This window comes from Nocardioides sp. NPDC127503 (genome assembly GCF_040302165.1).
Lineage (GTDB): Bacteria > Actinomycetota > Actinomycetes > Propionibacteriales > Nocardioidaceae > Nocardioides.
The window spans coordinates 331,493-357,816 of the sequence record NZ_JBEORH010000005.1; the positions used below are offsets into that span (position 1 = coordinate 331,493).

Below are 26,324 nucleotides of genomic sequence, written 5' to 3' on the forward strand. Positions count from 1 at the left end.
TGTGTCATCGATCGCTGAGGGCCCAGCCGTCGGCGATGATGCGTGCCTCGTCGGCGGGTCGGGAGGAGTCGAACAACGTACGCCGCCCCTGGCCGACCACGATGCCGTCGACATAGATCCCGCGACCCTGGGAGGACGAGTCGGTCTCGTAGGTCCACCGCACCGTGGTCGTGCCGTCCGGGAGCTCGGCGCTCCCGCACAGCCATCGGCGGCCGCCGTAGCCGTTGACCGCCTCGCTGGTCTCCCAGCTCCAGTCGCCACCCTCGAGCGTCCAGGGCAGCGGGCTGAAGGTGGTGCCGTCGGTGGAGTACTGCAGCCGGCCGAAGTCGAAGCGAGGCTCGGTGTCGAAGTAGTAGTCGAAGCGGAGTCGTGCATCGTCGGTGGCCGGCAGCGGCACGTCGAGCGTCGCCTTCTTCGCGTTCGTGCGACCTGAGAACCACGACGTACGTCCCGTCGCCGGCCTGACGGCCGAGGCCATGCCCAGCGCGTCGGAGACGGCACGACGGGAGGGGTTGTTGCTGCCCCAGTCGCGGCTGGGGTGGACGCGGTTGGTCATGAGCACGACGAGCTGGTGGCCGATCGGGTCCATCACGAAGCTGGTGCCGGTGTAGCCGGTGTGGCCGAAGGAGACCGGAGACCAGATAGGGCCGTGGTACCAGGTCGTGGCGAGCTCCCAGCCGAGGCCGCGGGAGCTGGTGAACCGGGCGCCGGTGTAGTCGCGCAGCGAGAGCCTGACCGTGTCTTCCTCCAGGATCCTGGTGCCGTTGTAGACGCCGCCGTTGAGGTACATCTGGCCGAACCTGGCCATGTCGGCCGCGGTCGAGAACACGCCCGCGTGACCGGCGACGCCACCGAGCGCCCAGGCGTTCTCGTCGTGCACCTCACCACGGATCATCGGACGGCCGGCCCAGGGCTGGTACTCGGTGGCGGCGACGCGGTCGAGGCGGTCGACCGGCGGGTTGTACATGGTGTCGCGCATCCCGAGCGGCTCGGTGATGTGGTCGCGGACGTAGGCGTCGAGCTTCTTCCCCGAGAGCCGTTCGACCAGCAGCCCGAGGGTGATCAGGTTGATGTCGGAGTAGCGGTAGATCTGCTCGGGCGCGTGCGTCGGCGTCGTGTCCATGATCGCCGCGACCCGCTCATCGTAGGTGTCGTAGCCCGCCCACAGCGACGGTGACGGGCCGGCCAGCAGACCGGAGACGTGAGTGAGGAGGTGGCGTACGAGGATCGCGTCCTTGCCGTGCGGCGCGAACTCGGGCAGGTAGGTGACCACCGGGGCCTCGAGGTCGAGGCTGCCCTGCTCCATCAGCTGGAGGATCGCGGTCGTGGTGAAGAGCTTCGACATCGAGGCGATGTCCCACATCGTGTCCAGCCCGGCCGCGACCTGCTGCTCGGCCGGGAGCTCGACGACGGTGGTGCCGTCGAGGCCGTATCGGAGCGCCTTGCCGACGCTCTCGTGGGCCACGATGACGCCGTCCTTGACCGCGATCGCGGTGGCCCCTGCGTACAGGGGGTGGGCGGGGTTCTCCGTCGTCGGCTCGAGGAACCGGGTCAGCTCGGTGCGGATCCTCGCGATCTGGGCCGGGTCGAGGCCGACCTGGCGGGCGTGACCCGGCCGGAGGACGGTGCCCGGGGTGAAGGTGAGCTCCTCGGGCGTGATCGTCGGCGGCTGGCCGGCCAGCGAGGCGAGCGTCCTGGCTGCCTTGGTCGGATCCTCCGGGGTCGAGGCCACCGCGGCACCACCGAGGAGAGTCATCGCGACTCCACCCAGGGTGCTGCCGAGAAGCATGCGCCGAGAGGTCATGAGCATGTCCGGAGACGGTGTCATACCCCGATACTGCCGCTCCGGGACCCGTCTTCGTGCGTGAAAGGAAATTTTCTTTCACGTCGCCGGACTCAGCTCCGGTCTCAGAGCGTCGGCCAGTGCTCCGCCCACGGCTTCGCCTGCTCCAGCTGAGCAGCGACCTGCAGCAGCAGGCCGTCGTCACCGAGCTGCCCGGAGAGCTGGATGCCCAGCGTCAGACCGGCGGCGGTCCGATAGGTCGGCACCGAGATCGCCGGGCGTCCGGTGATGTTGGCGAGCTGGGTGTAGGGCACCCAGCCGAGGTTCTCGTCGACCAGCTGGTCGATCATCCCGGTCGCGCGCATGACCTTCCCGCCGTGCACCTTGTGCAGCACCCGTGCCGCGGTCTGGAGCGCCTTGGGCGTGGTCAGCTGGCCGACCTTCAGCGGCGGCTTCGCCAGCGTCGGGGTGAGCAGCAGGTCGTACGTCTCGTGGAACCCGCTCAGGCGGCGTACGTGGTTGCGGCGGTTGATGTGCGCGAGCTCGACGGCGACCACTCCCCCGGCCCGGCCGAGCTCGGCCACGGCCAGGGTGTCGGCCTCGAAGTCGGCGTTCTTGGCTCCGACGCGGAGCTTGGCCTCGGCGACCTCGGCAGCGGCGGAGGCGAACCAGATGGTGAGGAAGTCGCGGCCGAGCTCGGCGGCGTCGTAGGGCGCCTCGACCTCCTCGACGTCGTGGCCGAGCGCCTCCAGCGCCTTGGCCGCATCCTCGACGGCCGCGATCGCCTCCGGGTCGGGGGCGGTGATGGAGGACGTCGAGGTGAACCCGATCCGGAGCTTGCGCGGCGGGCTCGCGATGGCCTCGGAGAAGGCCGCACCGGGGTGCGGTGCGTGGATCATCGCCATCGGCTGGTCACCGACGAGTGCGTCGTAGAGCCCGGCCGCGTCGCGGACCGTGCGGGTCACCACGCCCTGGACGACGAAGCCGTTGGAGGCATCCAGGCTCTGCGGGCCCAAAGGCAGCAGACCGCGGGTGGTCTTGAGCCCGACCAGGCCGTTGCAGGCCGCCGGGATCCGGATCGAGCCGCCGCCGTCGTTGGCGCCGGCGGCTGGGACGATCCCGGCGCCGACGGCCGCACCGGAGCCGCCCGAGGAGCCGCCGGGCGTGTGGTCGGTGTTCCACGGGTTGCGCGCGGCGCCGAACAGCTCCGGCTCGGTGATCCCCTTCGACCCGAACTCCGGGGTGTTCGTCTTGCCGAAGATCACCAGGCCGGCGTCCAGGGCGCTCTGGGTGAAGTAGGAGTGCTCCTCGGCGACGTCGCCGACGAGTGACCGCGAGCCGTAGGTCGTCGGGTGCCCCTGGTACTCCTGAGCCAGGTCCTTCACCAGGAACGGCACCCCGGCGAACGGCCCGCTCGGGCCGTCGCCGGCGACCTGGGCGTCGGCCTCGGGGATGTCCGCGACGATCGCGTTGATCCGCGGATTCACTGCCTCTGCCCGCTCCCGCGCCGCGGCCAGCACTTCGGCCGCGGTCACCTCCTTGGCAGCGATCAGCTGCGCCAGCCCGGTGGCGTCGTACGTCAGATACTCATCGACCCGCATGAGCGCAGGTTAGCCGTCAGACGGGCCATGCGGGCCGATGTGAGTCAGTCGATCCAAATGAGGTGCCACTTCCGGGGTGCGTGGCTATGTTTCCGGGCATGGCCATCACTATCGGCGAAGCCGCCTCGAAGGCGGACGCGACCGCGATCGAGGCCCTGGTGCAAGCGTTCTTCTCCGCCTTCACCTCAGGACCGGACGCGGCCGCACGCCTGGACGATCTGCGCCGGATCATGCTTCCCGGCGCGACCGTGGTGCGCACGTGCGGGCTGCCGGTCGAGGTCTACGACGTCGAGTCCTTCATCGCCCCGCGCCTCGCGCTACTGACCAGCGGCGAGATCGCCGAGTTCGAGGAGTGGCCGGAGCCCGGCCGCATCGATGTCTTCGGCGACGTTGCCCACTGGTGGGGCGCCTACGGCAAACGCTGGCGCGCGGGAGGCGAGATCCACACCGGCCGGGGCATGAAGACGATGTCGTTCGTACGCACCGACGACGGCTGGCGGATCAGCTCTGCCGCCTGGGACGACGAGCGTGACGGTTGATCGCCAGGCTAGGGCATTTCAGTCCATCCGTGGGCTGACTCCCGGCCCGACGTCGAGCCCGGCGAAGTAGAAGACCACCAGCACCAGCAGCCAGGCGACCCAGAACGGGACCACGAACGGAAGGGTGCGGGAGATCAGGGTGCCGAGACCTGCTGCCGGTTCGTACTTCCTGATCATCATCAGCACGACGAACATGTAGGGGTTCATCGGAGTGATCACCTGGGTCGCGCTGTCGCCGATGCGGAAGGCGGCCTGGGTGAAGCCGGGCTCGAAGCCGATCAGCGCGAACATCGGCACGAAGACCGCGCCCATGATCGTGTACATCGACGATCCGCTGATGATGAACAGGTTCAGGATCGAGCACAGGATGATGAAGCCGATGATCACCGGGAAGCCGGTCAGGCCGGTGGCCTGCAGCCCGTCGGCGCCGACCTTCGCGAGCGCGGGACCGACGTTGGACCAGTTGAACAGCGCGATGAACTGCCCGAGCATGAACGCCAGCACCAGGAACGGTGCCATCTCCTTGATCCCCTCACCCATCACCTTCGGCACGTCGGCGGCGGTCTTCAGGGTGCCCGCGACGAATCCGTAGACGATCCCCGGGGCGAGGAAGAGCACGAAGGTGATGAAGACGATCGAGTCCATCAGCGCGGACTCCGGCAGGAAGTTCCCGTCGTCGTTGCGCCAGGGCGAGCCCTGTGGGAGCACTGCCAGGACCATCGCGACCGCCATGACAGTGCCGGTCGCGATCGCGGCCCGGAGCGCCTTGCGCTCCTGCGGCGTGAGCTGGGCATCCAGCGGCTGACGGTGGCTCCTCAGGGCCGCAGCGACCTCTTCGTCGTTGCTCTGGAAGCTGTCGTCCGCGTCGCCGTCGACCTCGTCGGTCGGTACGTTCTGGCGGACCATCCTAGGCTCGAGGACCCGGTCGATGATGAAGCCCGCGACCAGCGCGAGCACGATCGCCGAGGCGACGTTGAAGTAGTAGTTGGAGACCGGCGTCACCGCGGCACCCGGGTCGGGGAGCGTCGCGGTCACGGAGTTGGTGATCCCGGAGAAGAGCGCGTCCAGGCTGGTCACCACGAGGCTGGTCGAGTAACCGGCGCCGGTGGCGGCGAACCCACCGACGAGCCCCGCCATCGGGTGCCTCCCGGCGGCCTTGAACACCGCGGCGGCCAGCGGCGGGATGACGATCATCGACGCGTCCGCCATCACGCTCGCGGTGACGCCGACGACCCCGAGGGCGTACGGCAGCAGCCACCGCGGCGCGGAGGCCAGGGTGAGGCGGATCGCCGCCGCCAGGAGCCCCGTCCGCTCCGCGACCGTCACGGCGAGCAGGATCGTCACCACGGTCAGCAGCGGCGGGAACCCGATGAAGTTCGCGCCGATGTTGACCGTGAGCCAGGTCAACCCTTCGGCAGTGAAGAGCCCGTTGATCACGAGCGGCTCGTCGGCGCCGGGGAGGGTCACCTGGGTGTCCATGGCGGCCAGGAGCGTCGAGATCACCCCGACGACCAGGAACAGGATCAGGAACAGGATGAACGGGTCCGGCAGCTTGTTGCCGGTCCTCTCGACCCAGGCGAGCACCCGGTCGCCTCGCGTCGATGCGTTCTGTTCAGTGGTTGCGGACATACAGCTCTCCTACCGAGTCGGAGCGTGGGGTCGCCTGCAACAACGAAGGCCCCGCGACGCTAGCAAATCAGCGTCGCGGGCCGGCGCGATGTGGTGGGGCCGTTGGTCAGTTGAAGATCTCGCGGTGGTCGCCCTCGACGCGGTCGCGCTTCCACAGGTCGATGCCGGTGGAAGCGGCGTACTCGTCGATCCTGGCCAGCTCCTCGGTGGTGAACTCCGGGCCGGAGAGCGCGCCGACGCAGTCGGTCACCTGCTCGGGGCGGGAGGCGCCGATGACGACCGAGGTCATCCGCGGATCACGTAGCGCCCAGGCGAGCGCCATCTGGGCGAGGGTCTGGCCGCGGTCGACGGCGAGGGCGTTGAGCGACTCGATGCCGGCGAGCGTCTCGGGGGTGAGCGCCTCCGGGGTCAGGAAGCGGGCCTTGGCGGCGCGCGAGTCCTCCGGGATGCCGCCACCACCGAGGTACTTGTTCGTCAGCATGCCCTGCGCCAGCGGCGAGAAGGAGATCGCACCGGCCCCGACCTCGTCGAGCGTGTCCAACAGGCCGTCGGTCTCGAGCCAGCGGTTGAGGATGGAGTAGGACGGCTGGTGGATCAGCAGCGGCGTACCGAGATCGCGCAGGATCGCCGCCGCCTCACGGGTCAGCGCCGAGGAGTAGGAGCTGAGCCCGACGTAGAGCGCCTTGCCGGACCGCACGATCTGGTCGAGGGCGCCCATCGTCTCCTCCAGCGGCGTGCTGGGGTCGGGGCGGTGGTGGTAGTAGATGTCGACATAGTCGAGCCCCATCCGCTTCAGCGACTGGTCGAGGCTGCAGATGAGGTACTTCCGCGAGCCGCCGATCTTGCCGTACGGCCCCGGCCACATGTCCCAGCCGGCCTTGGTCGAGATCACCAGCTCGTCGCGCAGCCCGGCGAAGTCCTCGCGCAGGTGGCGGCCGAAGTTCTCCTCGGCGGAGCCGTAGGGCGGACCGTAGTTGTTGGCCAGGTCGAAGTGGGTGATGCCCGCGTCGAAGGCCGTACGCAGGATCGCCCGCTGCCGCTCGAACGCCAGGTCGTCACCGAAGTTGTGCCACAGCCCGAGGCTGACCGCCGGCAGATCCAGGCCACTGTTGCCGGTCCGCCGATACTGCATCGCGTCGTAACGGGACTCCGCAGGAACGTACGTCATGCCCCGGTCCCCTTTCCGGCGCGCAGCGCCACCTTGATCATCGGCCACTGCAGCGGCAGCCGCGCGACCGTACCGGCGAAGAAACCGGCCGACTTCGGGGTCCGCTTCCGGTTCGCCCGCTTCCCCGCGTCGACACTCATCTGCACGTTCGCCGGGAACACACCCACCAGCAGCGCGGCACTCGCGAGCCCCGCGATCCGGCGGGTCTTCGGGTGCAGCAGCCCCAGACCGCAGACGATCTCCGCGACCCCGGAGACCTCGACCACCTTGCGCGCATCCGGCAGCGCCGACGGCACGATCGGCTCGAACACCTGCGGCCTCACCAGATGCAGGGTCCCCGACCCGAGGAACAGTGCGGCCAACCCGGCCAGCGGCAGATCGAGCCGCGAGGAAGAAGATTCAGTGCTCACGGGACGACTCTGTCACGCTCGCCCAACGTGGGAGCCGCCGAGTCACCCAGTGGCCTCAGAACTCCCCGGTCGCCCTACCGGCCTTCCCTCCCGCAGGTTCTCCGTGAAGGTTGCGATGTCCTCCTGAAGCGCGAGGTGAGCACCGGACAACGGAGTCTCCTTCGCGACCACCTCAGCGATCTCGGCAAGACAGTCATCGACGATGCGGTCGGCACGACGTACGCCCCACTTCGCGATCTCGGCCTTGAGGTCCGAGGCCGCTAGGCCGGCGTGCCGGTAGCTTCCGTTCACAGCGAGCGCCATCCTCCCGTCGATCCCTGACAGGTGAGACTGCGGCACGACGTCGTACGCCGGCGCGAGCCGAGGTTCGTCGTCGAGCGGGTGGAGGATGCCGAGGTTCTTGGCGTGCATGTCGAGATTGCCGATCGCGACGGCGAGAACGACCATCCGCGCCAGGTTGACCAGGTCGGAGGACCGAGTGGTCCGCTGCAAGGTGTCGGCGATCCGTCGCAGGCTCACGAGGCCGCCGTACTCCTGATACTTCTGGTCGCCCGAGGCACCGAGTGCCTGGCTGAAGTCCTCCTGATGAACCCGTGCTCCAGCAGCCCGGTCGAAGCGTTCGATGACGAGTGCCGACAGACCGTCGAAGTCGTCGATCCATGCACTGTGCTCGGCGAGACCCAAGGCACGCGAGATTCGGGCGCCGTACTCCTCATCGAAGACCACGCTCGGACGTCGCTCCAGCATCGGCTTGATGATGTGTGTGGTCGGGTATCCACCCAGCGATTGCGCCCATCCGGCACCGTCGCGCACGAGAACCACCTTCGGCTGCACACCTGCCAACGAAGACTTGCCGAGCAACGACTCGTTGGCGAGCGGTGACCCCACCGGGTCCTCGAGCAGACGCCTGATCTGCACGTCATCGACCGGTCGACGCGATGGCGTCTTCGGCTCGGTCGGGTCGTCGAGATCCCAGATCTGCAGCGCACCGGCGACGTCACGTCCGTAGCGGGCAAGGAATCCGAGCGTGTCCCCGCGTCGCAACCCAGCCTGCCGCAGCATGTAGTCGTACTGGTCGCCCTCCGGGAGCAGCTCGCCGAACCAGTTGCGGCGGCGGGCGGCCTGGTGCTTGCGCGAGATGCCGACCAGCGGTGCAACGACCGACAGGATCAGGCTGTTGGCGCCGAAGCGATCGATCCCTTCGGCGCTCGGGACGAAGTCGTACGTCGCGGGCTGACCGGTCAGGCCGCCCACGACGGTCCCGTAGAGCTCAACGGCGAGGCGCATCTGCCTCGTCCTCCCAGGTCGCGGTGAGCTCGACTCCGGTCGCCTGCATCAGGTCCAGAAGACGGCGCATGAAGATCGTCGACTTCCCGGCCTCGATCTCGCTGATGGTGCTCTGCGGGACATCGACCTCACCGGCAAGATCGGCTTGAGTCATTCCACGCGCCAACCGAGCCTGCTGAAGAGCAAGCCCGAAGTCGGCCGGTACCCGCAGGCTCGTCCTCGTCACGCCGGTCTCCTATCGTGAAATCGCGATAGCACCACTGTATCGCGATTTCACGATACACGCGGCTTATCGTGAAATCGCGATACTTCCGTCGCCCGAAACCCATCGCACCGCGAGCGGCGAGCGACCTAGTGTTGTCCGCAACGGCTTCACCACGACAAAGGATCCCAATCTTGCCACGCACCTCTGCCCGCGAGCTGGTCGTTCTCGGCACGGCGAGCCAGGTGCCGACCAAGCGCCGAAACCACAACGGCTACGTACTCCACTGGGACGACGAGACGATCCTGTTCGACCCCGGCGAGGGCACTCAACGGCAGATGACGCATGCCGGCGTCGCCGCCTCGGATCTCACCCGGATCGCGATCACCCATCTTCATGGTGACCACAGCCTCGGTCTGGCCGGTGTGGTGCAACGGATCAGCCTCGACGGTTCACCTCGCGTGGTGCCGATCTCCTTCCCGGCTTCCGGGGAGCAATGGGTGCGGAACCTGTGCGACTCGACCGCCTTCCACCACCGTGAGCAGTTGGCGCTTCAAGGTCTCGTGGCTGATGGAACCCTGGACCGGCTCCCCGGCGAGTCCGGCACGACGCTCACCGCACGACGTCTCGACCACACCATCGAGGCTTATGGCTATCGACTCGACGAGCCCGATGCCCGCTCCTTCGACACCACGAAGCTCACCGAGGCGGGTCTGAGCGGACCTGCCGTCGGCCGACTGCAACGGGACGGCGTGATCGAGCTGGACGGCCGCGTCGTACGGCTGGCAGATGTGACCGTTCCGCGCCCGGGACAGTCGATGGCCTTTGTGATGGACACCCGGTCCTGCGACGCCGCCGGCGAGCTCGCGGACGGCGTCGATCTGCTGGTCATCGAGTCCACCTTCCTCGATACCGATCGCCACCTTGCTGCCGAGTACGGTCACCTCACCGCGCTACAGGCAGCCGAGATCGCGGCTGCTGCCGGCGTACGCCACCTCGTCCTCACTCATTTCTCGCAGCGCTACCCCGATTCCGGCGACGGCGAGTTCGAGCGGGTCTTCGAGGCCGAGGCGCGCAAGGCGTACGACGGTCAGCTCACCATCGCGCGCGACCTCGACCAGGTGCCTGTTCCTCCCCGGAGATAGCTCCCACGTTCGTCGGCCGAGCCGGTCAGGCGCCGGCCGTCGCCTCCTGCTCCGCGAGCTTGGTCAGGCAGATGTCGACGATCATGTCCTCCTGGCCGCCCACCAGGCCCCGGCGGCCGCACTCCATGAGGATGTCGCGGGTGTCGACGCCGTAGCGGGCGCTCGCGTTCTCGGCGTGGCGAAGGAAGGACGAGTAGACACCGGCGTAGCCCATGGTGAGGGTCTCGCGGTCGACGCGGACGGGGCGGTCCTGGAGCGGGCGGACGATGTCGTCGGCGGCGTCCTGGAGCTTGAACAGGTCGCAGTTGTGCTTGAAGTCCGACAGGTTGGCGACCGCGATGAACGCCTCGATCGGGCAGTTGCCGGCACCGGCGCCGTGACCGGCGAGCGAGGCGTCGACGCGGTAGACGCCGTTCTCGACCGCGACGACCGAGTTGGCAACCGACAGCGAGAGGTTCTCGTGGGCGTGGATGCCGATCTCGGTCTCGTCATCGAGCACGGATCGGTAGGCGCGGACCCGGTCGCGTACGTCGTTCATCGTCAGCCGGCCGCCGGAGTCGGTGACATAGACGCAGTGCGCGCCGTAGGACTCCATCAGCTTCGCCTGCTCGGCGAGCTGCTCGGCCGGGGCCATGTGCGAGAGCATCAGGAAGCCCGAGACGTCCATCCCCATCTCGCGCGCGGCGGCGATGTGCTGGGCCGACACGTCGGCCTCGGTGCAGTGGGTCGCGACCCGCACCGACCGGACGCCGAGGTCGTAGGCCCGCTTGAGGTCGTGGATGGTGCCGACACCGGGAAGCAGCAAGGTCGTCAGGCGGGCGTTCTTGATGACCGAGGCCGCGGCCTCGATCCACTCCCAGTCGCTGTTGGAGCCGGGGCCGTAGTTGACCGAGCCGCCGGTCAGGCCGTCGCCGTGGGCGACCTCGATGGCGTCGACGCCGGCCTCGTCGGCGGCGATGACGATCCGCTTGACGTCCTCTGGCGTGATCCGGTGACGTACGGCATGCATGCCGTCGCGCAGCGAGACCTCTTGGACGTAGATGGGCGTGCTCACTTGGTGGCCTCCTTGGAAGCGGCGCTCTGCGATTTTGTCGCTACCGCAACGAGCTCGGCCATCTGCAGCGCGGCCGAGGTCATGATGTCGAGGTTCCCCGCGTACGCAGGGAGGTAGTGCGCGGCGCCCTCGACCTCGAGGAACACCGACACCTGATGGGTGGGCCGGGTCGTCTCGCCCTCGGCCAGCAAGGTCTCGACCGGCTGATCCGAGGGGATCTCCTGCACCTGCACCTTCTGCTTGAGCCGGTAGCCGGGGACGTACGCAGCGACGTCACCGACCATCTTCTCGACCGACTCGGTGATCTCCGCGGTCAGCTCCTCCAGGGAGCGCGACCCGCCCTCGACCAGCGCATACACGGTGTCGCGCATGATCAGCGGCGGCTCGGCCGGGTTCAGGATGATGATCGCCTTGCCGCGCTTGGCACCGCCGACCTGCACGATCGCTCCCGAGGTGGTCTCGGTGAACTCGTCGATGTTGGCCCGGGTGCCGGGACCGGCGGAGCGCGACGAGATCGAGGCGACGATCTCGCCGTAGGCGACCGGCACGACCCGCGCGACCGCGGCCACGATCGGGATCGTCGCCTGCCCGCCGCAGGTCACCATGTTCACGTTCGGTGCGTCGATGTGCTCGTCGATGTTGACGGCCGGGATGACGTACGGCCCGATCGCCGCGGGGGTGAGGTCGATCAGCCGCTTGCCGTAGGGCTCCAGCGCGGCCGCGTTGGCGACGTGTGCCTTGGCCGAGGTCGCGTCGAAGACGATCTCGATGTCGTCGAACCCGGGCAGCCCGATCAGGCCCTCGACCCCGTCGGCGGTCGTCGCGAAGCCGAACCGCTCCGCCCGGGCGAGCCCGTCGGAGGACGGGTCGATGCCGACCATCGCGCCCATCTCCAGGTGCTGCGACGTACGCATCACCTTGATCATCAGGTCGGTGCCGATGTTGCCCGACCCGATGATCGCCACTTTGGTCTTGGCTGTGCTTTCCACTGGCATGGTCACTTCCCTACGCTGAAGGCCACCGAGCCGAGGCCCGACACGGTGGAACGAACGGTGTTGCCCGGGGCGATCGGCCGCATCGGGCCGAGCGCGCCGGAGAGGATGAGCTGGCCGGCGCGCAGCGGCTCACCGAAGTCGCGGGCATAGCGAGCCAGCCACTGGACGGCGTTGACCGGGTCACCCAGGCAGGCGACACCTGTGCCGGTCGAGACCTCCTCGTCGTCGATCGACATCGACATCGAGACGTCCTTGGGCTCGAACTCGTCCAGCCCCCTGCGCTCGGTCCCGAGGACGTAGGCCCCCGCGGAGGCGTTGTCCGCGACGGTGTCGCCGAAGGCGATCTTCCAGTCCGCGATCCGGCTGCCGCAGATCTCGATCGCGGCGACGGCGTAGTCGATGGCCTCCCTGACCTGGTCATAGGAGAGGTCACCGTCGGCCAGGTCAGCGGCCAGCACGAAGGCGATCTCGGCCTCGGCCCGCGGCTGCAGGATGGCGCCGTCAGGGATCACGTCCCCGGACGCGTACGCCATGTCGTCGAAGAGCACGCCGAAGTCGGGGGTGTCCACGCCGATCTGCTCCTGCACCGCCTTGGAGGTGAGCCCGATCTTGCGGCCCACGATCTTCGCCCCGCCTGCGAGCCGGGTGGCGGTGAGGCGCTCCTGGATCGCGTACGCAGTCTTCAGGTCGGTCGCGTCCAGCAGGTCCCGCATCGGCGGCACGGGGGTGCCGGTCACCGAGGCGGTCAGCAGCCGATCTGCCGCGGCATCGACTGCAGCATCGGACGGAGAGGTCACTTCGTTCATATCCCCACGGTCTCAGCACATGGGCGAAAGAAGCGGGGTAGGCGTCCCGCTGACCGGTACGGTGATCTCATGCCACACGAGCCTGCCGATCTCGACACCGTGCTCGGCAAGGCGGTGACCATCCTGCGAGCCTTCACGGTCGACGACCAGGTGCTCTCGCTGGCCGAGCTGGTCCGCCGCACCGGACTCCCCAAGGCGACCACCCACCGCGTCGCCGGCGACCTGGTCACCAATCGGCTCCTGGACCGCACCAACCTCGGTTACCGCCTCTCCGGCGGCCTCTTCGAGCTCGGCATGCGCGCCTCGGTCGAGCGCTCGCTCCTGGAGCTGGCTATGCCGTTCCTCCAGGACCTCTACGAGCGCACCCACGAGACCGTCCACCTGGGCGTACGCGAGGGGCACGACGTCGTCTACGTCGCCAAGATCGGCGGCCACCGCCAGGCGAAGTCACCCTCCCGGCCGGGCGGGCGGATGCCTGTCCACTGCACCGCCATCGGCAAGGTCCTGCTCGCCTTCTCCGACCCGGAGGTGCAGCAGGAGGTCCTCAGCAGCCCGCTCGAACGACGTACGCCCCACACGATCGTCGCGCCCGGACTGCTGGAGCGACAGCTCGGCGCCGTGCTCGAGAACGGCGTCGCCTTCGAGCGCGAGGAGTCGGCCATCGGGCTGCAGTGCATCGCGGCCCCGGTCCTCGCCGAGGGCGGCGACAAGGCGCTGGCCGCGATCAGCATCACCGGCCCGGTCAGCCGCTTCCGCCCCGAGGCTCAGGTGACCATCGTCCGGGCCGCTGCCCAGGGCCTCTCCAGCCTCGTCTCCCGCCGCCGCTCCCTGTCGAGCTGAGGCGGATCAGTCGGTGCGGGCCGGCGGGAGGTCGGCCAACGAAGCGTCGGGATGTGCCCGGACCGCGTCGAGAAGCTCCAGCCAACCCCGCCCGACCTCGTCGAGCCTGTCCTCGGAGACCAGCTTGAAGGCAGCGGCCCGCAGCACGTCGACGCCCACCTCGGGCGTTCGTCCGGTGGTGCGCAGCGCCGTCAGCACCTCCTCGACCAGCGTGGCGGGCGCGGCGGGATCACCCGCCAGCGCCCACTCCACCTCACCCTCAGTGGCGACACTGTCTTCGCTCACGCGGCCACCTCCGTAGCGCAAGCGCCAGAATACGAAGGCGGCCGCGTGACGTACTCGATGGTCGCTCGCTGGCGCTCGCTCACAGCTTGATCCAGTAGCGCCGGGTGAGCCCGTAGCCGTACGCAGCAGCGTCGATGACGTCCTGGAGCTCGCCGCCCTGGGACTCGATGGTGCGCGCCGAGGCACCGTTGTCCTCGTCGCAGGTGATCAGGACGCGCTCGATGCCCAGCGCCCGGGCCTCGTCGAGCACCAGGCCCAGCGCTCGCCGGGCGTGCCCCTGGCGACGGGACGAGGGCCGCACCGAGTAGCCGATGTGCCCGCCCACGTTCTCGAGGAACTCGTTGAGCGCGTGCCGCAGCTGGATGAACCCCACGACGTCGCCGTCGTCGGTGATCCAGAAGGCCGAGGCATGCACCCGTCCGGCAGCCGGCGGCAACGAGACGTCCCGGTCCCGCGAAGTCCTCGCGACCACCCGCTCACACGCCTCCCGGCTCACGTCGGAGGCCTCCTCGTCGGGGATCGAGGCGCCGTCCAGGTGCGCCCCGTCGAACTCGACGACGGTGGCCGCCCAGGAGTCGTAGAGATCGAGCGAGGGGGAGGCAAGTGCTGTCATGGCGCAAGCAGACCAGCCCACGGCCCACCGGGACAAACCGTTAACTCCGGACGACCGGGCTTCAGCCGTCGATGACCACGGTCCCCTTCGCGCGTGAGACGCACAGGATCATGTGGCCGTCACGCTCGTAGTCGGCCAGCGCGTGGTCGCGATGCTCGACCTCGCCCTCCAGGACCCGCACCCGGCAGGTGCCGCAGAAGCCCTGCTGACAGGAGTACGCCTGGGTCGGCCGCACCCGGCGCACGGCGGTCAGCGCCGACTCCTCGGCGCCGACCTGCACCTCGACGTCGGAGTCCTCGAGGCGTACCCGGAACGGGCGGCCGCCGAGCACCGGCGGCGGCGAGAACCGCTCGTAGTGCAGCGTGTCGATCTGCGGGTCGGGGATCTGCGCGCGGATCGCGTCGATCATCGGCATCGGCCCGCAGCAGTAGAGCGCGGCGCCCTCCGGCGCCAGCGCGATGATCTTGGCGGCATCCGGGATGCCCATCTCGTCGTCAGGCCACAGCTGGATCTCGTGGTCGCCGACGATCTCTCGGATCTCCGCGAGGAACGGCATCGTCTCGCGCGAGCGGCCGGTGTAGACGAACTCGTACGGCACGCCTCGCCGCACCACGTCGCGCAGCATCGGCAGGATAGGGGTGATCCCGATGCCACCGGCGACGAAGAGGTAGCCGGCGGGCGAGTCGACGAATGGGAAGGCGTTGCGCGGCCCCTTCAGGACGAGCCGGTCACCGACCGAGAGGTGGTGAGCCTCCACGGACCCGAGACCCCCACCGGCCGACGGATCGATCCGGCGCACACTGATCCGGTAGGCGGACAGGTCGTCGGGGTCGGAGTTGAGCGAGTACTGCCGCAGCCGGCCGCTGGGCAGCACCACGTCGACGTGCGCGCCCGGGTCCCAGGCAGGCAGTTCGCTGCCATCCTCGCGCTCGAACCAGATCGCCCTGACGTCGAGGCCCTCCTCGTCGATCCGGCTGACGCGTACGTGCAGGTCGCGGTCGATCCGGCCGAGCGGCTTGCGGCGCCGCCAGGAACGGTAGGCGGCCTTGGTCCAGTAGCCCCCGACGATCGCCTCGAAGCCCCGGTAGAGCCGCGAGCCGGGGATGTCCGGGACCGTGTAGTGCGCCGGTTTGCTCACTGGCCCTCCGCGATCTGTGCCTCCGCGATGGCGTCGGCCCGCAGCGCCGCCGGAGACTTGGCCAGGTAGCTCACCGCTTGGGCGGTCGAGCCCTCCTTGGACGGGTCGTAGTTGGGCAGGAAGAACTTCCAGGTCGCCCATCCGATGCGTACGACACCGGGCACCAGCCCACGGCGCTCGGCGTCGATCAGCTGGAACAACCCTGCCTTCGGCCGCTTCGCCGGATCAGGCTGTGCAGGATCGAGCGGGGTGGGGTCGTTGTCCATCAGGTAGCCCGCGCCTCGCCACCACAGGACGAGCAACGCGGTGCCGCCGAGCAGGTAGGAGCGGACCCGGCGCAGGTAGCGCCCGTCGACGTGCTGGAAGACGTCGTAGGCCACGTTGCGGTGCTCGACCTCCTCGGCACCGTGCCAGCGCAGCAGGTCGAGCATCGTCTCGTCGGCACCGGCCTCGTCGAGCGCCGGCGAATTGAGCACCCAGTTGCCGAGGACCGCGGTGAGGTGCTCGAGGCCGGCAATGATCGCGGCACGCTCGATCAGCCACTCCTCCTTGGCCCGGCCGGTCAGGTCACGGTCGCCCAGGATCTTGCGGAACAGCGCCTCGATCTCGGCCGCGAACGGACGTACGTCGAGCCCGTTGTCGGTGAAGTAGTCCTGCACCTCTTGGTGGGCGGCGGCGTGCACGCCCTCCTGGCCGATGAAGCCGATCACGTCCTCGCGCAGCTGGTCGTCCTCGATCAGCGGCAGGATCTCGGAGAACACCTTGACGAACCAGCGCTCGCCCTCGGGAAGCAGCAGGTGCAGCACGTTGACGTAGTGGGAGGCGAAGACCTCGCCCGGGATCCAGACCAGCGGCAGCTTGCTCCAGTCGAACTTCACGTTCCGCGGGTGGAGGGCCACCTTGGCCGGCTCGTGCCCGCGCTTGCTCTCCTTCGTCTCCTTGCTCATCGCACACGCTCCTTCTCGATGAAGGCCGCGATCTCGCCCGCGACCAGCTCCGGATCCGCGGCCACCACCCAGTGTCCGCCGTCGATGACCTGTGTGACCAGCGATGTCGCGTACGCCCGGGGTGCCTCGGTCTGCAGCGGCACCGTCACGTAGGCGTCGTCGCGCGGGGCGATCACCAGCACCGGCACGTCGGTCGGCCGCGGCTCCGGGCGGAGCAGCTTGCCGAGGAAGTTGGCCCGGTAGAGCTCGACCCCGTTGACCTGGTCCTTCGTCGGTCGCTCCTCGCCGCCGACGAACTTGGCGAGCAGCCCCGAGCGCACCATCGCCTCGGGCAGCAGCGGCAGCTGGAAGGCGAAGACGTACCAGGAGTGGGCCAACTGTCGCAGGGAGCTCTTGGGGTGCGACCGCTCACGCAGCCACGTGGTCGCCATCCCGAGGTCAGGCCCGGAGATCGACACGTACGTCGCGATCCGGCTGCTCAGGGCCGGGTCGGTCACCGACTCCCAGGTCTGGATCGAGCCCCAGTCGTGCGCCGCGACGTGCACCGGCGCGTCGGGCGAGACGGCGTCGATGACCGCCTTGAAGTCCGCGGAGAGCTGCGCCAGCCGGTAGCCGGCGGTCGAGTCGGGAACCCCCGACTCCCCCGTGCCGCGTACGTCATAGGCGACGACGTGGAAGCGCTCAGCAAGCACCTTCGCGACCCCGTCCCAGACGGAGTGGTTGTCGGGGTAGCCGTGGATGAGTACCACGGTCTCGGCATCGGCCGATCCCTGCTCGTAGACCGCGAGCGTAAGCCCGTCGGTGGTCTCGACCAGCCGTTTGGTCACCTCGGTCACGTGTCCTCCTCCGTCGCAGGCGCTCACCAACAGTTTAATGAGACACCGTGTCCGCGAACAATAGCAAGCACCGGTCTTGGATCCCGGAAATGGACCGACCCGCCGCAGACAAGGTCTGCGGCGGGTCGGTCAGGAAGCGGTGACTACGAGGCGCTGTGGGAGTCGGCCAGGCGCGACTCCTCGGCGGCTTGCTCCTCGAGCTCCTTGCGGCGGCGTTCGACCTGCAGAGCGACATCGGCAGGGTCGTCGATGAGAGCGGCCATGCCGCCTGGGACACGTTCGAGCGCCTCCCGGGCGAAGATCTGCTGCATGGTTGTGGTGCGCTCGGAGCGGTCCTTGCCGATGAACGACATCATCCAGTGCAGCGTCGCGGTGAGCCGGTTGCGGAACCCGGTCATGTAGGCCAGGTGGACGACCAGCCAGCCGAACCAGGCGAGGATGCCGGTCAGCTTGAAGTTGCCCATCATCAGGACCGCGTTGAAGCGGGAGATGGTGGCCATCGAGCCCTTGTCGAAGTACTTGAAGTTGCCGGGCTCCGGCTTGTTCTTCAGACGGGCCTTGATCGTCTTGGCCGAGTGCTTGCCGCCCTGGATCGCGACCTGCGCGACACCGGGAAGGTGGTCGAGGCTGATCATGTCGCCGACCACGAAGATCTCGGGGTGACCCGGCAAGGTCAGGTCGGGGTTGACGGCGATCCGACCTGCGCGGTCGAGCTCGGCGCCGGTCTGCTTCGAGAGCGTCTTGCCCAGCTCGGAGGCCTGGACGCCGGCGGCCCAGATCTTCGCGATCGATCCGATCCGCTCGGTCCTGCCGTCCTTGAACTTCATCTCGATGCCGAACTCGTCGACGTGAGTGACCATCGCACCGAGGACGACCTCGACACCGGCCTTCTCCAGCGCCTGCTCCGCCTTGGCACCGAGCTTCTCCCCGAACGGCGGCAGCACCTGCGGGGCCGCGTCGACGAGCACGACTCGCGCCTTCTCCGAGGAGATGTGGGTGAAGTCGTTCTTCAGCACCCGGTTGGACAGCTCGGCGATCTGGCCGGCCATCTCCACACCGGTCGGGCCGGCACCCACGACGACGAAGGTGAGCAGGTCGCCGATCGGCTCGCCGCGCGAGGCGGTCAGCTCGGCGATCTCGAAGGCACCGAAGATGCGGCCACGCAGCTCGAGCGCGTCGTCGATCGACTTCATGCCGGGGGCGAACTCGGCGAAGTGGTCGTTGCCGAAGTAGGACTGGCCGGCGCCGGCAGCGACGATCAGCGAGTCGTACTCGACATTGATCTCTTGGTTGAGCACCTGCGCCGAGACGTTCTTGGCCTCGGTGTCGATCTCGGTCACCTCGCCGAGCAGCACCGTGGCGTTCTTCTGCCGGTGCAGGATGTCTCGGGTCGGCGGGGCGATCTCGCCCTGCGAGAGGATCCCGGTCGCCACCTGGTAGAGCAGCGGCTGGAACAGGTGATGGGTCGTCTTCGCGATCAAGGTCACCTCGACGTCGTCGCGGCCCTTGAACGCCTTCGCGGAGAAAAGACCCCCGAAGCCGGAACCGATGATGACGACCCGGTGCTTTGCCTGGTCCGCTGACATTGACTAATCCCCTACCTCAAACGAGACCTTTTGAACGTTCCACCTCATATTCTGAACCATTCCGGCGGATCTGTTCATTCCCGGGCGCGACTACTTCGTCACAGTTGCCGGACGGCCGCCGAGTATGCGTTCCGACCGCGTGTCCGTCGCCCCGCCGGAACCCCTTGACTTTAATCTGTGAGGGCGACCGGGACCTTGTGCCCTAGTGGTCCATGGCCCGGATCAGACACCTTCAAGTGCGGAAAATTCTTTCAACGAACACCACACAACGAGACCGTGTGTCCCGACCCGCGAGATCGGAGGAGGAGAACATGCCGTTGAGCCGGCCAGCTCTCCTGCTCCGCACCGGTTCCCGCGCCGTTCAGGACGCCCGCGTCTGGGTCCGAGCGGCTTGCGAGGAGATCGAGCGCACCGACCTCGTCGACTGCGCCGAGTACGGGGTCTCCGAGCTGGTCTCCAACGCGCTGTTCCACGGCACGGCACCGGTCACGATCCGGATGCGCGGCACCGTCGACCACCCCCGCGTCGAGATCCGTGACGGCTCGACCGAGCCGCCACTGCTGCCGGTCCCGCTCGCCCTCGACGACGAGGACGAGGTCCTGCTGACGGTCGGGCGCGGCCTCTCGATCGTGGCCAGCGTCTCGGAGGCCTGGGGCGCCGACATCGACGTGTCCGGCAAGACCGTCTGGTTCACCCCGGCAGCCGAGATCGACGAGGGTGACGGCGTCGAGGGCGTGATCACCGGACCTCCCGGCGCACCCCCGAGGCCCGAGCGCCTCGGCTCCGAGGCGGTCGAGGTCAGCATCCTCGGCGTACCTCTCGCCCTCTACAAGGGCTTCCAGCATCACTTCCGCGAGCTGCGGCGCGAAGTACGCCTCCTCTCGCTCGCCCACGCCAATGACTACCCCCTCGCCGCCAGCCTCTCGGCCCTGTTCGGCTCGCTGGAGCGCCAGCTCCTCGACGGCCTCGGCCACGGCCAGCTCTCCGGGGTGATCGGGTCGAGCTCGGGCCGCGACCGGGAGACGGCGGACCTGCACGTACGCATGCCGCGGTCCGCGGCCGAGACGATGCGCCGCTTCCTCGACATGCTCGACCTCATCGACGAGTTCTGCCGCCAGGAGCGGCTGCTGGTCCTGGCCCGCTCGCCCGAGCAGGTCACCTTCCAGCGCTGGTTCCTCGGCGAATACCTCACCCAGGCCGCCGGCGGCCGCCCCACCAGGTGGAGCGCGGCTCACATGACCGGGCTTCGCTAACCCGTACGCTGTCCGCGTGCTGCGTGAGCATGGCGACCTGCTCGCCCCCATCGCTGCCGGCGGAGCGCTCGGCTCGCTGGCCCGCTGGGGCCTCACCACGGTCCTCCCCCACGGCGGCCACTCCTGGCCCTGGGCGACCTTCCTCACCAACGTCTCCGGCTGCCTGCTGCTGGGCGTGCTGATGGCCTTCGTCCTGGGCCCGTGGTCCCAGACCCGCTACCTCCGCCCGTTCCTCGGGGTCGGCATGCTCGGCGGCTACACCACCTTCTCGACCTATGAGCTCGAGACGTACGTCCTGGTCGGGCATGCGCCCGCACTCGCGATGCTCTACCTGCTCGCCTCGGTCGTCGCCGGGATCGGAGCCGCCTGGCTCGGGCTGACGCTCGGCCGGGTGGTCGTGCTCGACAGTGGCCGAGAGGTCGTGGTCGACGGCATCGACCCCGACCTCGAACCCGACCCTGCCCCCGATCAGGGCCGAGGAGGGGACCGATGACCGCGCTCCTGGTGGTGCTCGGCGGCGCGATCGGCGCTCCGGCTCGCTACCTGACCGACCTCTACGTCAAGGAGTGGACCGGCGCGGACTTCCCGTGGGGGACGATGGTGGTCAACGCCGTCGGCTCGCTCGTGCTCGGCCTGCTGGCCGGGGCGGCCGCGAGCGGCGTACTTCCCGGGTGGGTGCTCACCGTGGCCGGCACCGGCTTCTGCGGGGCCCTGACGACGTTCTCGACCTTCTCCTACGAGACCGTCCGCCTGGCCGAGAACGGCCGGTGGCGATCAGCCGCGCTGAACGTCCTCGGCTCCCTCGCCGTCGGGACCGCCGCGGTCAGCCTCGGTTGGCTGATCGGATCTACGTTCTAGGCCCAGCCGAGCTGGTGGAGCTTCTCGTCGTCGATGCCGAAGTGGTGGGCGATCTCGTGGACGACGGTGATGCGGATCTCGGCGGCCAGGTCGATCTCGTCCACGCACATCTGCTGGAGAGGCTGGCGGAAGATGAAGATCCGGTCCGGCAGCGTGAGGCCGTAGAGGTCGTTGCGGTCGGTCAGCGCAACGCCGTCGTAGAGACCGAGGGTGTCTCGAGGCTCGCCCTCGGGCGGCCACTCCTCGACGAGCACGACGAGGTTGTGCACCTGAGCGGCGAGCTCATCCGGAATGGCGTCGAGCGCCTGTTCCACTAGTTCGTCGAAGCGCTCTGGGCTTATCTCAATCCCCACAGGGGACATTCTGCCGGGTGACAGGCTACGCCGCTCCCACTGACGTGTTTTTCCGCAGATTTGCACGAGCTTGGCGCTCCATGTCCCGCTGGTGGAGTTCGCCGTTGCGCGGGCGGCCGCGGGTGCGCTTGCGAGCGACGACGATCCCCTCGTAGAAGACCTCGCCACCCCACACGCCGTGCGGCTCCTGCCGGGCGATCGCGCCCTGCAGGCAGGAGCGCTGCAGCGGACACGTACGACACAGCTCCTTGGCGCGGTCCGCATCCGTGCTGGTCGCGGCGAACCACAGGTCGCCGTCCTCGATCGCGCACGGCAGCTCGCTCCAGTGCACGCCGGTCGTCTCTCTTGCCGTCGCCACAGGCGAACCAGTCATCACAGCCCCATCCCCTCGCTGATCCCCGTCGTCAGGGATACCCACCGAAGAGGGTGGTCTGATGGCCTGTCAGTTTTCTGTCAATAGGTAGGTGCTTGGAGCCGCCACGCAGAGTTGAGCTGTCATCTACATCAGGGGATTCCACAACATCGCGACCCTGCTGGTACAAACTGTCCACACTAGAGGGAGGAAGGGCTAGGGTTTGCGAACATGCGCTCAATGAAAAGGGCCTCGGCGTCCATCACCGTGGGCCACCGACCGGTGGAGGATTTTCACCGACGGATGGCGCATGATCCCAACAGCCGGGCCATCGCCTCGGAGACCCGCGACTGGCTTCTGGTGAAGTCCCTGCTGCAGCCCGGTGAGGTCCAGTGGGCGCGGGTCGCGGTCAAGTTCCCCCACGAGGGGAACGCCTCGGGTCACGCCTTCCTGACCGACCGCCGGGTGATGTTCGAGTTCCACGAGCGCGTCTTCTCCGTCAACCTGGCCGTCCTCACCTTCATCGGCGTCCCTCCCCCGCCCAGCCTGGGCGACTTCATCATCGAGGCACTGGTCCCCGGATCGTCCTACTCCACGACGATGAAGATCCGGGACAAGGACGCCTTCCACGACTTCTTCCCGACCCTCGACTACGCCGCGCGAGCCGCCGGCGCGCAGGTGAACGTCGACGCCAGCTGGGGTGGTGAGTACGGCACCGGCACCCCCTACGGCCAGACCGCGCCGCCCAACAACTACGGCGTCGCGCCGGCCCCGGGGTCCTACCCGAACCCGGGCTCCTACCCGAACACAGGCTCCTACTACCCCAACCAGGGCGCGTACGGCACCAACACCGGTTCCTACGGCCAGGCGCCGAACACGGGTGCCCAGCGCACCGTCGGCAACGGCCCGTACGTCGGTCAGCAGGGAGCTCAGCAGCGTGCCCGCGAGGAGGCCGCGATGATCGAGGCCAACCTCGCCCACGCGCTCCCCGCCTTCCTGCACGAGGGCGAGTCGATCCTCGCCGGGGCCGACATGATCCAGAACATGACCGACGTCGAGATGAAGGTGATGGCCACCGAGTCACGCCTGATCGTCGTCGAGGGCAACATCCTGTGGGCCTCCCCGCTGGAGCACACCCACGTCATCTACGCCGGTGGCGAGCGCAGCCACCTGCGCCTGCTGGCCGACCGGGTCACCGAGACCATGGCGCTGACCCCGGGACCGCCGACGGCCAACCCGTCCGACCGGCGCCGCCTCGTGCTTCGTACGCTGCGCGACGCCGCTGCCGGCGAGCAGCTGCACAACCACCTGACCACCAACGGTGGCCAGGTCTTCGACGCCTGGCCCGAGTAGTCGGTCGCGGCGTACGAGATCTGCTTCTACATACGACGAGAGCCCCAGCCGATCGGCTGGGGCTCTCGTGCGTGAAGCGGGGTATCAGTCCTGCGGGTTGAAGAACAGGCCGAGTGCGACCGCCCAGACGAGGTGCCACAGGTAGACACCCAGGACGGTGCCCCATCCGAGGTTGATCGAGAAGAAGCCCGGGTCGACGCCGATGACGTCCTCCGGGTGCAGGGCCGGGATCCACCAGCCGCAGGAAGCGGTGGCGAGGAACATGCCCATGCCGAGCGAACGCGCGAGGTTGCTCGAGGTGGTGTGGGTCTTGCCGAGCCACGGGAAGATCACCAGAGCGTAGGCGAGCGCGAAGACCATGCCGTTGAAGTAGTGGAAGCCCATACCGGCGAACCACTGCGAGACGGCGAAGCCGGCCTCGTTGGCGGTGGCGTTCGGGGTCAGGATGACGCCGTTGAAGAACGCGAAGTCCAGCGGGCCTTCCATGATGCCGAGGCCGTAGATCCAGTAGCCGAACATCGTGGCGAGCTGGGTGGCACCGAAGCCGGCAACGAGCGCGCCGATGAGGCGGTTGTTGTTGACGAACTGCGGCCAGTGCGTTCCGGTGGTCTGCGCCATCACGGCCGGCTGCTGGATCGCCGGCTCCTGGTACTGAGGCTGGGCCTGAGACTGCTGCGGACGCTGGTCCCAACCAAGGGCGGGGGGCTGCTGCTGCGCGGGGGCGGCCGGGGTGCGGTAGGCACCGTTCGTCTGCATCCGTGACGCAAGCTCGTCCGCACTCGCCGCATGGGGCGGCCGATGCGGGTAGTACGACGACATGGTGGTGTTGCCTCCTGAATACCGAACGTCTTAGTCGTTCCCCCGTGCCCTGCCGAATTGCGACGTCGACACAAGCGGCAGAATCCTCTCACGAGAGGACAGCAGCCCGCACGTTACCGCCAAATCGGCTTATATCCCACAGGGACGAACGGCCCGAACCGGGGGTGAGATCAAACGACCTCTGGCCCGAGACTCCTGCCGAAGCAGGACGACCACCCTCCCACGCTCGAGGCCCCCCGCGCTCGCCACACCCCGGCGTGTCCCCCGCTCCGGGAACAACACCCGACCCACAAGTCACACCGGAAGAAACAAGCCTCTCCAGCCACAGCCCCAAGCCAGCGCAAGCCGAAGGATCTCCACGAGATCGGCCCCCGCAAGAGCGAACGCTCCCCCGAAAAAACCTAAGGGGGCGCGGGGGATATCCCCCGCCGCGCGCGGAGCGCGCCATGTAAATAACGAAGAGGACGTGGTCGCATTTCTGCGACACACGCCCTCTCTGATTCGTTCCGCGACCCTGACGAGACTTGAACTCGCGACCTCCGCCGTGACAGGGCGGCGCGCTAACCAACTGCGCTACAGGGCCTTGTTTGTTTCCGCTGTGTGCGGCAACGGGAAAAACATAGCCCATGGGTGAGGGGGATTCACAATCGGGGAGGGGTCCTACTCCTCGAAGGGCTCCTCGCCCTTGGGTTCCTCGTCGGTGAGGCCCGCGACGAGCCGGTTCTTGACCATGTAGGCCATGGCCCGTTCGGCCGCGCGGGCCTTGCGCCGGAGAGCCTCGACGCCGGGGGCCTTCTCGTCGCTGTACGCCGCGAGCCGGGCGACCTCGCGCCCGGTCTGACGCTGGATCTCGGACATCGCGAGCCAGACCCCGAGGTCCTGCTCGAGGCCTTCGCGGGAGCGCAGGATCGCGGCGGTGAGGAGCTGGATGACGGTGACCTCGACGTCCTCGGCGGTGGACGAGCTGGAGACGAGGGTGGCGGCGATGGTGCCGGCGCCGGTGGTGGTGATCGCACCGGCGGTGACGAGTCCGCCGACCATCCCGCCGGGGCCGAAGGCGGAGAGCGCGCCGATGATCGCCGCTCCCCCGGCGAGCCCGGCGGGGGCGGCGAGGGCGAGCCCGATCGGTCCGGCGACCAGCACGGCCGCGCCGATGCCGATGCCGACCCACAGCTTCCACTGGTCGACCGGGTAGACGGCCTTCGAAGCGGACTGCATCGCGATGTGCAGGTTCTCGCCGAGCCCACCCCCGAGCCCCATCCACACTGTCAGGTCGTGGAATGCCTGGCGGCGTACGTCGTCGGGCACGTCGATCTCATAGGGCCGGACCGGGTTGGCGGTCGCCAGCGCCACCAGGGCGAGGACGGCCTCCTCCTTGGAGAGCTGGGTCAGCGGCTTGGGCCGGGGCAGATCCCGGTCGCTGGGTGTGTCTGGTGAGACGCGCAGGTCGAGGAGCTGTTGCGGGATGCGTACGCCGTCGTTGCGGTAGTTCTCGAGCAGACGCTCGAGGACCTCGTGCTGGACGACGCGCAGGGCGGCGCCGAAGCGCTCCTGGGTGGCGCCCTTGAGGTGGTCGCGGAGGAACTGGGCATAGGCGAGCCACAGCGCCAGGCGCACCTCGAGCGAGTTCAGGGCGACGTCGGGAGTGCCCTCGACGATCGCGAGCTCCTTGGTGAGGGAGCCGAACAGGCCGCGCCCGATCGCGGTGGCGACCGGCTTGGAGCGGAGATAGGTGGTGGTGCGGTGGTCGAGGCCGAGCCCGACCTGGAGGTCGAGCGCCCACGGGAAGTGGCGCCAGATGCCGCGCAGCCCCGTCACCGCGTCGCCGTTGCTCCATACGTTGACCCACCAGCCGACGTGGTCGACCGGCGCCTTCATCTCGAGACGATCGGAGTCCTCGTGGAGGTTCGGATGGGCGGCCGGGCTGCCGATCGTCACCAGCCCGGTGACCGTCAGCTTCGGCGGGAGCCGGCGCAGCAGGTCGATCGCGATGATCGAGCCGAGACTGTGGCCGACGATGACGATCTCCCCCTCCTCGGGGAGCTCGTCGAGGACCATCCGCAGCGTCCGTGCCCGGATGCCTGGCTTGGTCACGTAGTTGTGGGCCTGGCGGAGCACGCGCAGCACGATCGGTGCCAGCGAGTCGGTGACGCCGACCGGCGAGGCGGGGACGGGCTCGCCGAGGATCGACTCGAGCTCGGCGGTCGCGCGCTCGACCCTGCGGCGTACGTCCCGCTGGTCGGCGGCACTCAGCCTCGGCGCGGTGACCGGCGGGATCTTGATGGTCTTGTCGCCGTCGTCGGTGCGGAGCACGTCGGGATACTTCGGCGCGATCACCTCGACCTCGTCGAGCCCCGGGTAGCCGGCAGCCCGCAGCGAGCTGTCCAGCGCGCGGCGCCAGGCGTCGCGGGGGTCGCCGTTGCCGACGCCGTGAAGGTAGAGGAGCGAGACCACCTCTCGATTCTCCCCCAT

The 26,324-nt window shown here is 68.6% G+C and carries 27 protein-coding genes and 1 tRNA gene; 7 read left to right on the plus strand and 21 right to left on the minus strand.

Annotated elements, in window-relative coordinates:
- Positions 1–4: 4 nt before the first annotated feature.
- Positions 5–1,828: a serine hydrolase domain-containing protein gene (locus ABTW65_RS14265; RefSeq protein WP_350661055.1), complete on the minus strand. Its 1,824-nt coding sequence runs from the start codon at positions 1,826–1,828 to the stop codon at positions 5–7.
- Positions 1,829–1,908: 80 nt separating this feature from the next.
- Entirely contained in the window at positions 1,909–3,384 is a 1,476-nt protein-coding gene (locus tag ABTW65_RS14270) for an amidase (RefSeq protein ID WP_350661057.1), read from the minus strand.
- A gap of 98 nt (positions 3,385–3,482) precedes the next feature.
- Here ABTW65_RS14270 and ABTW65_RS14275 point away from each other — a divergent pair, with 98 nt between their 5' ends.
- The gene (locus tag ABTW65_RS14275) at positions 3,483–3,923 is read left to right on the plus strand and encodes a DUF4440 domain-containing protein (RefSeq protein WP_350661059.1); all 441 of its coding nucleotides are present in this window, start codon (positions 3,483–3,485) and stop codon (positions 3,921–3,923) included.
- An 18-nt stretch (positions 3,924–3,941) separates the two neighbouring features.
- Here the strand turns inward: ABTW65_RS14275 and ABTW65_RS14280 are convergent, their stop codons facing one another.
- From ABTW65_RS14280 to ABTW65_RS14300, 5 genes are all read right to left on the minus strand, one after another.
- A complete protein-coding gene (locus ABTW65_RS14280; RefSeq protein WP_350661061.1) occupies positions 3,942–5,552 on the minus strand; it encodes an AbgT family transporter in 1,611 nt (536 codons plus the stop codon).
- A gap of 106 nt (positions 5,553–5,658) precedes the next feature.
- Positions 5,659–6,720: an L-glyceraldehyde 3-phosphate reductase gene (mgrA, locus tag ABTW65_RS14285; protein ID WP_350661063.1), complete on the minus strand. Its 1,062-nt coding sequence runs from the start codon at positions 6,718–6,720 to the stop codon at positions 5,659–5,661.
- Positions 6,717–7,130, minus strand: coding sequence for a DoxX family protein (locus ABTW65_RS14290; RefSeq protein WP_350661065.1), 414 nt, complete (start codon positions 7,128–7,130; stop codon positions 6,717–6,719). The genes mgrA and ABTW65_RS14290 overlap by 4 nt, the downstream gene beginning before the upstream one ends.
- Positions 7,131–7,172: 42 nt before the next feature.
- Positions 7,173–8,417 carry a type II toxin-antitoxin system HipA family toxin gene (locus tag ABTW65_RS14295; RefSeq protein WP_350661067.1) on the minus strand — a complete coding sequence of 415 codons (1,245 nt, stop codon included), beginning with the start codon at positions 8,415–8,417 and terminating at the stop codon, positions 7,173–7,175.
- On the minus strand, positions 8,401–8,643 hold the full coding sequence (locus ABTW65_RS14300; RefSeq protein ID WP_350661069.1) for a helix-turn-helix domain-containing protein: 243 nt from the start codon (positions 8,641–8,643) through the stop codon (positions 8,401–8,403). Before ABTW65_RS14300 ends, ABTW65_RS14295 begins: the two co-directional genes overlap by 17 nt.
- Positions 8,644–8,813: 170 nt before the next feature.
- Between ABTW65_RS14300 and ABTW65_RS14305 the strand changes: the two genes are divergently transcribed.
- The gene (locus tag ABTW65_RS14305; protein ID WP_350661071.1) at positions 8,814–9,764 is read left to right on the plus strand and encodes a ribonuclease Z; all 951 of its coding nucleotides are present in this window, start codon (positions 8,814–8,816) and stop codon (positions 9,762–9,764) included.
- Between the two features lie 25 nt (positions 9,765–9,789).
- Here ABTW65_RS14305 and dmpG read toward each other — a convergent pair whose 3' ends face one another.
- Genes dmpG through ABTW65_RS14320 form a run of 3 tightly spaced genes read right to left on the minus strand, consistent with a single transcriptional unit; the run spans position 9,790 to position 12,619 of the window.
- On the minus strand, positions 9,790–10,818 hold the full coding sequence (gene dmpG / locus ABTW65_RS14310) for a 4-hydroxy-2-oxovalerate aldolase (protein WP_350661073.1): 1,029 nt from the start codon (positions 10,816–10,818) through the stop codon (positions 9,790–9,792).
- Positions 10,815–11,813, minus strand: coding sequence for an acetaldehyde dehydrogenase (acetylating) (locus tag ABTW65_RS14315; protein ID WP_350661255.1), 999 nt, complete (start codon positions 11,811–11,813; stop codon positions 10,815–10,817). Before ABTW65_RS14315 ends, dmpG begins: the two co-directional genes overlap by 4 nt.
- 2 nt (positions 11,814–11,815) lie before the next feature.
- Complete coding sequence (locus ABTW65_RS14320) at positions 11,816–12,619, minus strand: 2-keto-4-pentenoate hydratase (protein ID WP_350661076.1); 804 nt, start codon at positions 12,617–12,619, stop codon at positions 11,816–11,818.
- A 69-nt stretch (positions 12,620–12,688) separates the two neighbouring features.
- Here ABTW65_RS14320 and ABTW65_RS14325 point away from each other — a divergent pair, with 69 nt between their 5' ends.
- Entirely contained in the window at positions 12,689–13,459 is a 771-nt protein-coding gene (locus tag ABTW65_RS14325; protein ID WP_350661078.1) for an IclR family transcriptional regulator, read from the plus strand.
- A gap of 6 nt (positions 13,460–13,465) precedes the next feature.
- On the opposite strand, the gene ABTW65_RS14330 is transcribed toward ABTW65_RS14325, so the two are convergent.
- The 6 genes from ABTW65_RS14330 to ABTW65_RS14355 all read right to left on the minus strand — a co-directional run bounded on the left by ABTW65_RS14330 (position 13,466) and on the right by ABTW65_RS14355 (position 18,864).
- The gene (locus ABTW65_RS14330; RefSeq protein ID WP_350661080.1) at positions 13,466–13,744 is read right to left on the minus strand and encodes a hypothetical protein; all 279 of its coding nucleotides are present in this window, start codon (positions 13,742–13,744) and stop codon (positions 13,466–13,468) included.
- 79 nt (positions 13,745–13,823) lie between these two features.
- Positions 13,824–14,357, minus strand: coding sequence for a GNAT family N-acetyltransferase (locus tag ABTW65_RS14335; protein WP_350661082.1), 534 nt, complete (start codon positions 14,355–14,357; stop codon positions 13,824–13,826).
- A 61-nt stretch (positions 14,358–14,418) separates the two neighbouring features.
- The gene (locus ABTW65_RS14340; RefSeq protein WP_350661084.1) at positions 14,419–15,495 is read right to left on the minus strand and encodes a PDR/VanB family oxidoreductase; all 1,077 of its coding nucleotides are present in this window, start codon (positions 15,493–15,495) and stop codon (positions 14,419–14,421) included.
- Positions 15,492–16,442, minus strand: a complete 951-nt coding sequence (locus ABTW65_RS14345) for a metal-dependent hydrolase (protein ID WP_350661085.1) — start codon at positions 16,440–16,442, stop codon at positions 15,492–15,494. The genes ABTW65_RS14340 and ABTW65_RS14345 overlap by 4 nt, the downstream gene beginning before the upstream one ends.
- Positions 16,439–17,278, minus strand: a complete 840-nt coding sequence (locus tag ABTW65_RS14350) for an alpha/beta fold hydrolase (RefSeq protein ID WP_350661087.1) — start codon at positions 17,276–17,278, stop codon at positions 16,439–16,441. Before ABTW65_RS14350 ends, ABTW65_RS14345 begins: the two co-directional genes overlap by 4 nt.
- 143 nt (positions 17,279–17,421) lie before the next feature.
- Positions 17,422–18,864 carry an NAD(P)/FAD-dependent oxidoreductase gene (locus ABTW65_RS14355; protein ID WP_350661089.1) on the minus strand — a complete coding sequence of 481 codons (1,443 nt, stop codon included), beginning with the start codon at positions 18,862–18,864 and terminating at the stop codon, positions 17,422–17,424.
- Between the two features lie 311 nt (positions 18,865–19,175).
- Between ABTW65_RS14355 and ABTW65_RS14360 the strand changes: the two genes are divergently transcribed.
- From ABTW65_RS14360 to crcB, 3 genes are read left to right on the plus strand one after another with little or no spacing between them, the layout of a single operon-like run.
- Entirely contained in the window at positions 19,176–20,117 is a 942-nt protein-coding gene (locus tag ABTW65_RS14360; protein WP_350661092.1) for an ATP-binding protein, read from the plus strand.
- A 16-nt stretch (positions 20,118–20,133) separates the two neighbouring features.
- Positions 20,134–20,610, plus strand: coding sequence for a fluoride efflux transporter FluC (locus ABTW65_RS14365; RefSeq protein WP_350661094.1), 477 nt, complete (start codon positions 20,134–20,136; stop codon positions 20,608–20,610).
- Positions 20,607–20,975, plus strand: a complete 369-nt coding sequence (crcB, locus tag ABTW65_RS14370; protein ID WP_350661096.1) for a fluoride efflux transporter CrcB — start codon at positions 20,607–20,609, stop codon at positions 20,973–20,975. Before ABTW65_RS14365 ends, crcB begins: the two co-directional genes overlap by 4 nt.
- On the opposite strand, the gene ABTW65_RS14375 is transcribed toward crcB, so the two are convergent.
- Entirely contained in the window at positions 20,972–21,328 is a 357-nt protein-coding gene (locus ABTW65_RS14375; protein ID WP_350661098.1) for a metallopeptidase family protein, read from the minus strand. The two genes, crcB and ABTW65_RS14375, sit on opposite strands and share 4 nt — an antisense overlap.
- Before the next feature lie 25 nt (positions 21,329–21,353).
- Positions 21,354–21,701, minus strand: coding sequence for a WhiB family transcriptional regulator (locus ABTW65_RS14380; RefSeq protein ID WP_350661100.1), 348 nt, complete (start codon positions 21,699–21,701; stop codon positions 21,354–21,356).
- 282 nt (positions 21,702–21,983) lie between these two features.
- Here ABTW65_RS14380 and ABTW65_RS14385 point away from each other — a divergent pair, with 282 nt between their 5' ends.
- Positions 21,984–23,033 carry a hypothetical protein gene (locus tag ABTW65_RS14385; protein WP_350661102.1) on the plus strand — a complete coding sequence of 350 codons (1,050 nt, stop codon included), beginning with the start codon at positions 21,984–21,986 and terminating at the stop codon, positions 23,031–23,033.
- Positions 23,034–23,117: 84 nt separating this feature from the next.
- On the opposite strand, the gene ABTW65_RS14390 is transcribed toward ABTW65_RS14385, so the two are convergent.
- The 3 genes from ABTW65_RS14390 to ABTW65_RS14400 all read right to left on the minus strand — a co-directional run bounded on the left by ABTW65_RS14390 (position 23,118) and on the right by ABTW65_RS14400 (position 26,324).
- The gene (locus tag ABTW65_RS14390; RefSeq protein ID WP_350661105.1) at positions 23,118–23,852 is read right to left on the minus strand and encodes a hypothetical protein; all 735 of its coding nucleotides are present in this window, start codon (positions 23,850–23,852) and stop codon (positions 23,118–23,120) included.
- A gap of 509 nt (positions 23,853–24,361) precedes the next feature.
- Positions 24,362–24,435, minus strand: a tRNA-Asp gene (locus ABTW65_RS14395).
- Positions 24,436–24,512: 77 nt separating this feature from the next.
- Positions 24,513–26,324, minus strand: a complete 1,812-nt coding sequence (locus tag ABTW65_RS14400) for a PGAP1-like alpha/beta domain-containing protein (protein WP_350661107.1) — start codon at positions 26,322–26,324, stop codon at positions 24,513–24,515.

What these genes read in the sequence shown, in the direction of transcription:
- ABTW65_RS14265 (WP_350661055.1), bottom strand. Translation starts at nt 1,828, where the DNA reads ATGACACCGTCTCCGGACATGCTCATGACCTCTCGGCGCATGCTTCTC.
- ABTW65_RS14270 (WP_350661057.1), bottom strand. Translation starts at nt 3,384, where the DNA reads ATGCGGGTCGATGAGTATCTGACGTACGACGCCACCGGGCTGGCGCAG.
- ABTW65_RS14275 (WP_350661059.1), top strand. Translation starts at nt 3,483, where the DNA reads ATGGCCATCACTATCGGCGAAGCCGCCTCGAAGGCGGACGCGACCGCG.
- ABTW65_RS14280 (WP_350661061.1), bottom strand. Translation starts at nt 5,552, where the DNA reads ATGTCCGCAACCACTGAACAGAACGCATCGACGCGAGGCGACCGGGTG.
- mgrA (WP_350661063.1), bottom strand. Translation starts at nt 6,720, where the DNA reads ATGACGTACGTTCCTGCGGAGTCCCGTTACGACGCGATGCAGTATCGG.
- ABTW65_RS14295 (WP_350661067.1), bottom strand. Translation starts at nt 8,417, where the DNA reads ATGCGCCTCGCCGTTGAGCTCTACGGGACCGTCGTGGGCGGCCTGACC.
- ABTW65_RS14315 (WP_350661255.1), bottom strand. Translation starts at nt 11,813, where the DNA reads ATGCCAGTGGAAAGCACAGCCAAGACCAAAGTGGCGATCATCGGGTCG.
- ABTW65_RS14320 (WP_350661076.1), bottom strand. Translation starts at nt 12,619, where the DNA reads ATGAACGAAGTGACCTCTCCGTCCGATGCTGCAGTCGATGCCGCGGCA.
- ABTW65_RS14325 (WP_350661078.1), top strand. Translation starts at nt 12,689, where the DNA reads ATGCCACACGAGCCTGCCGATCTCGACACCGTGCTCGGCAAGGCGGTG.
- ABTW65_RS14335 (WP_350661082.1), bottom strand. Translation starts at nt 14,357, where the DNA reads ATGACAGCACTTGCCTCCCCCTCGCTCGATCTCTACGACTCCTGGGCG.
- ABTW65_RS14345 (WP_350661085.1), bottom strand. Translation starts at nt 16,442, where the DNA reads ATGAGCAAGGAGACGAAGGAGAGCAAGCGCGGGCACGAGCCGGCCAAG.
- ABTW65_RS14355 (WP_350661089.1), bottom strand. Translation starts at nt 18,864, where the DNA reads ATGTCAGCGGACCAGGCAAAGCACCGGGTCGTCATCATCGGTTCCGGC.
- ABTW65_RS14360 (WP_350661092.1), top strand. Translation starts at nt 19,176, where the DNA reads ATGCCGTTGAGCCGGCCAGCTCTCCTGCTCCGCACCGGTTCCCGCGCC.
- crcB (WP_350661096.1), top strand. Translation starts at nt 20,607, where the DNA reads ATGACCGCGCTCCTGGTGGTGCTCGGCGGCGCGATCGGCGCTCCGGCT.
- ABTW65_RS14380 (WP_350661100.1), bottom strand. Translation starts at nt 21,701, where the DNA reads ATGACTGGTTCGCCTGTGGCGACGGCAAGAGAGACGACCGGCGTGCAC.
- ABTW65_RS14385 (WP_350661102.1), top strand. Translation starts at nt 21,984, where the DNA reads ATGGCGCATGATCCCAACAGCCGGGCCATCGCCTCGGAGACCCGCGAC.
- ABTW65_RS14390 (WP_350661105.1), bottom strand. Translation starts at nt 23,852, where the DNA reads ATGTCGTCGTACTACCCGCATCGGCCGCCCCATGCGGCGAGTGCGGAC.
- ABTW65_RS14400 (WP_350661107.1), bottom strand. Translation starts at nt 26,324, where the DNA reads ATGGGGGAGAATCGAGAGGTGGTCTCGCTCCTCTACCTTCACGGCGTC.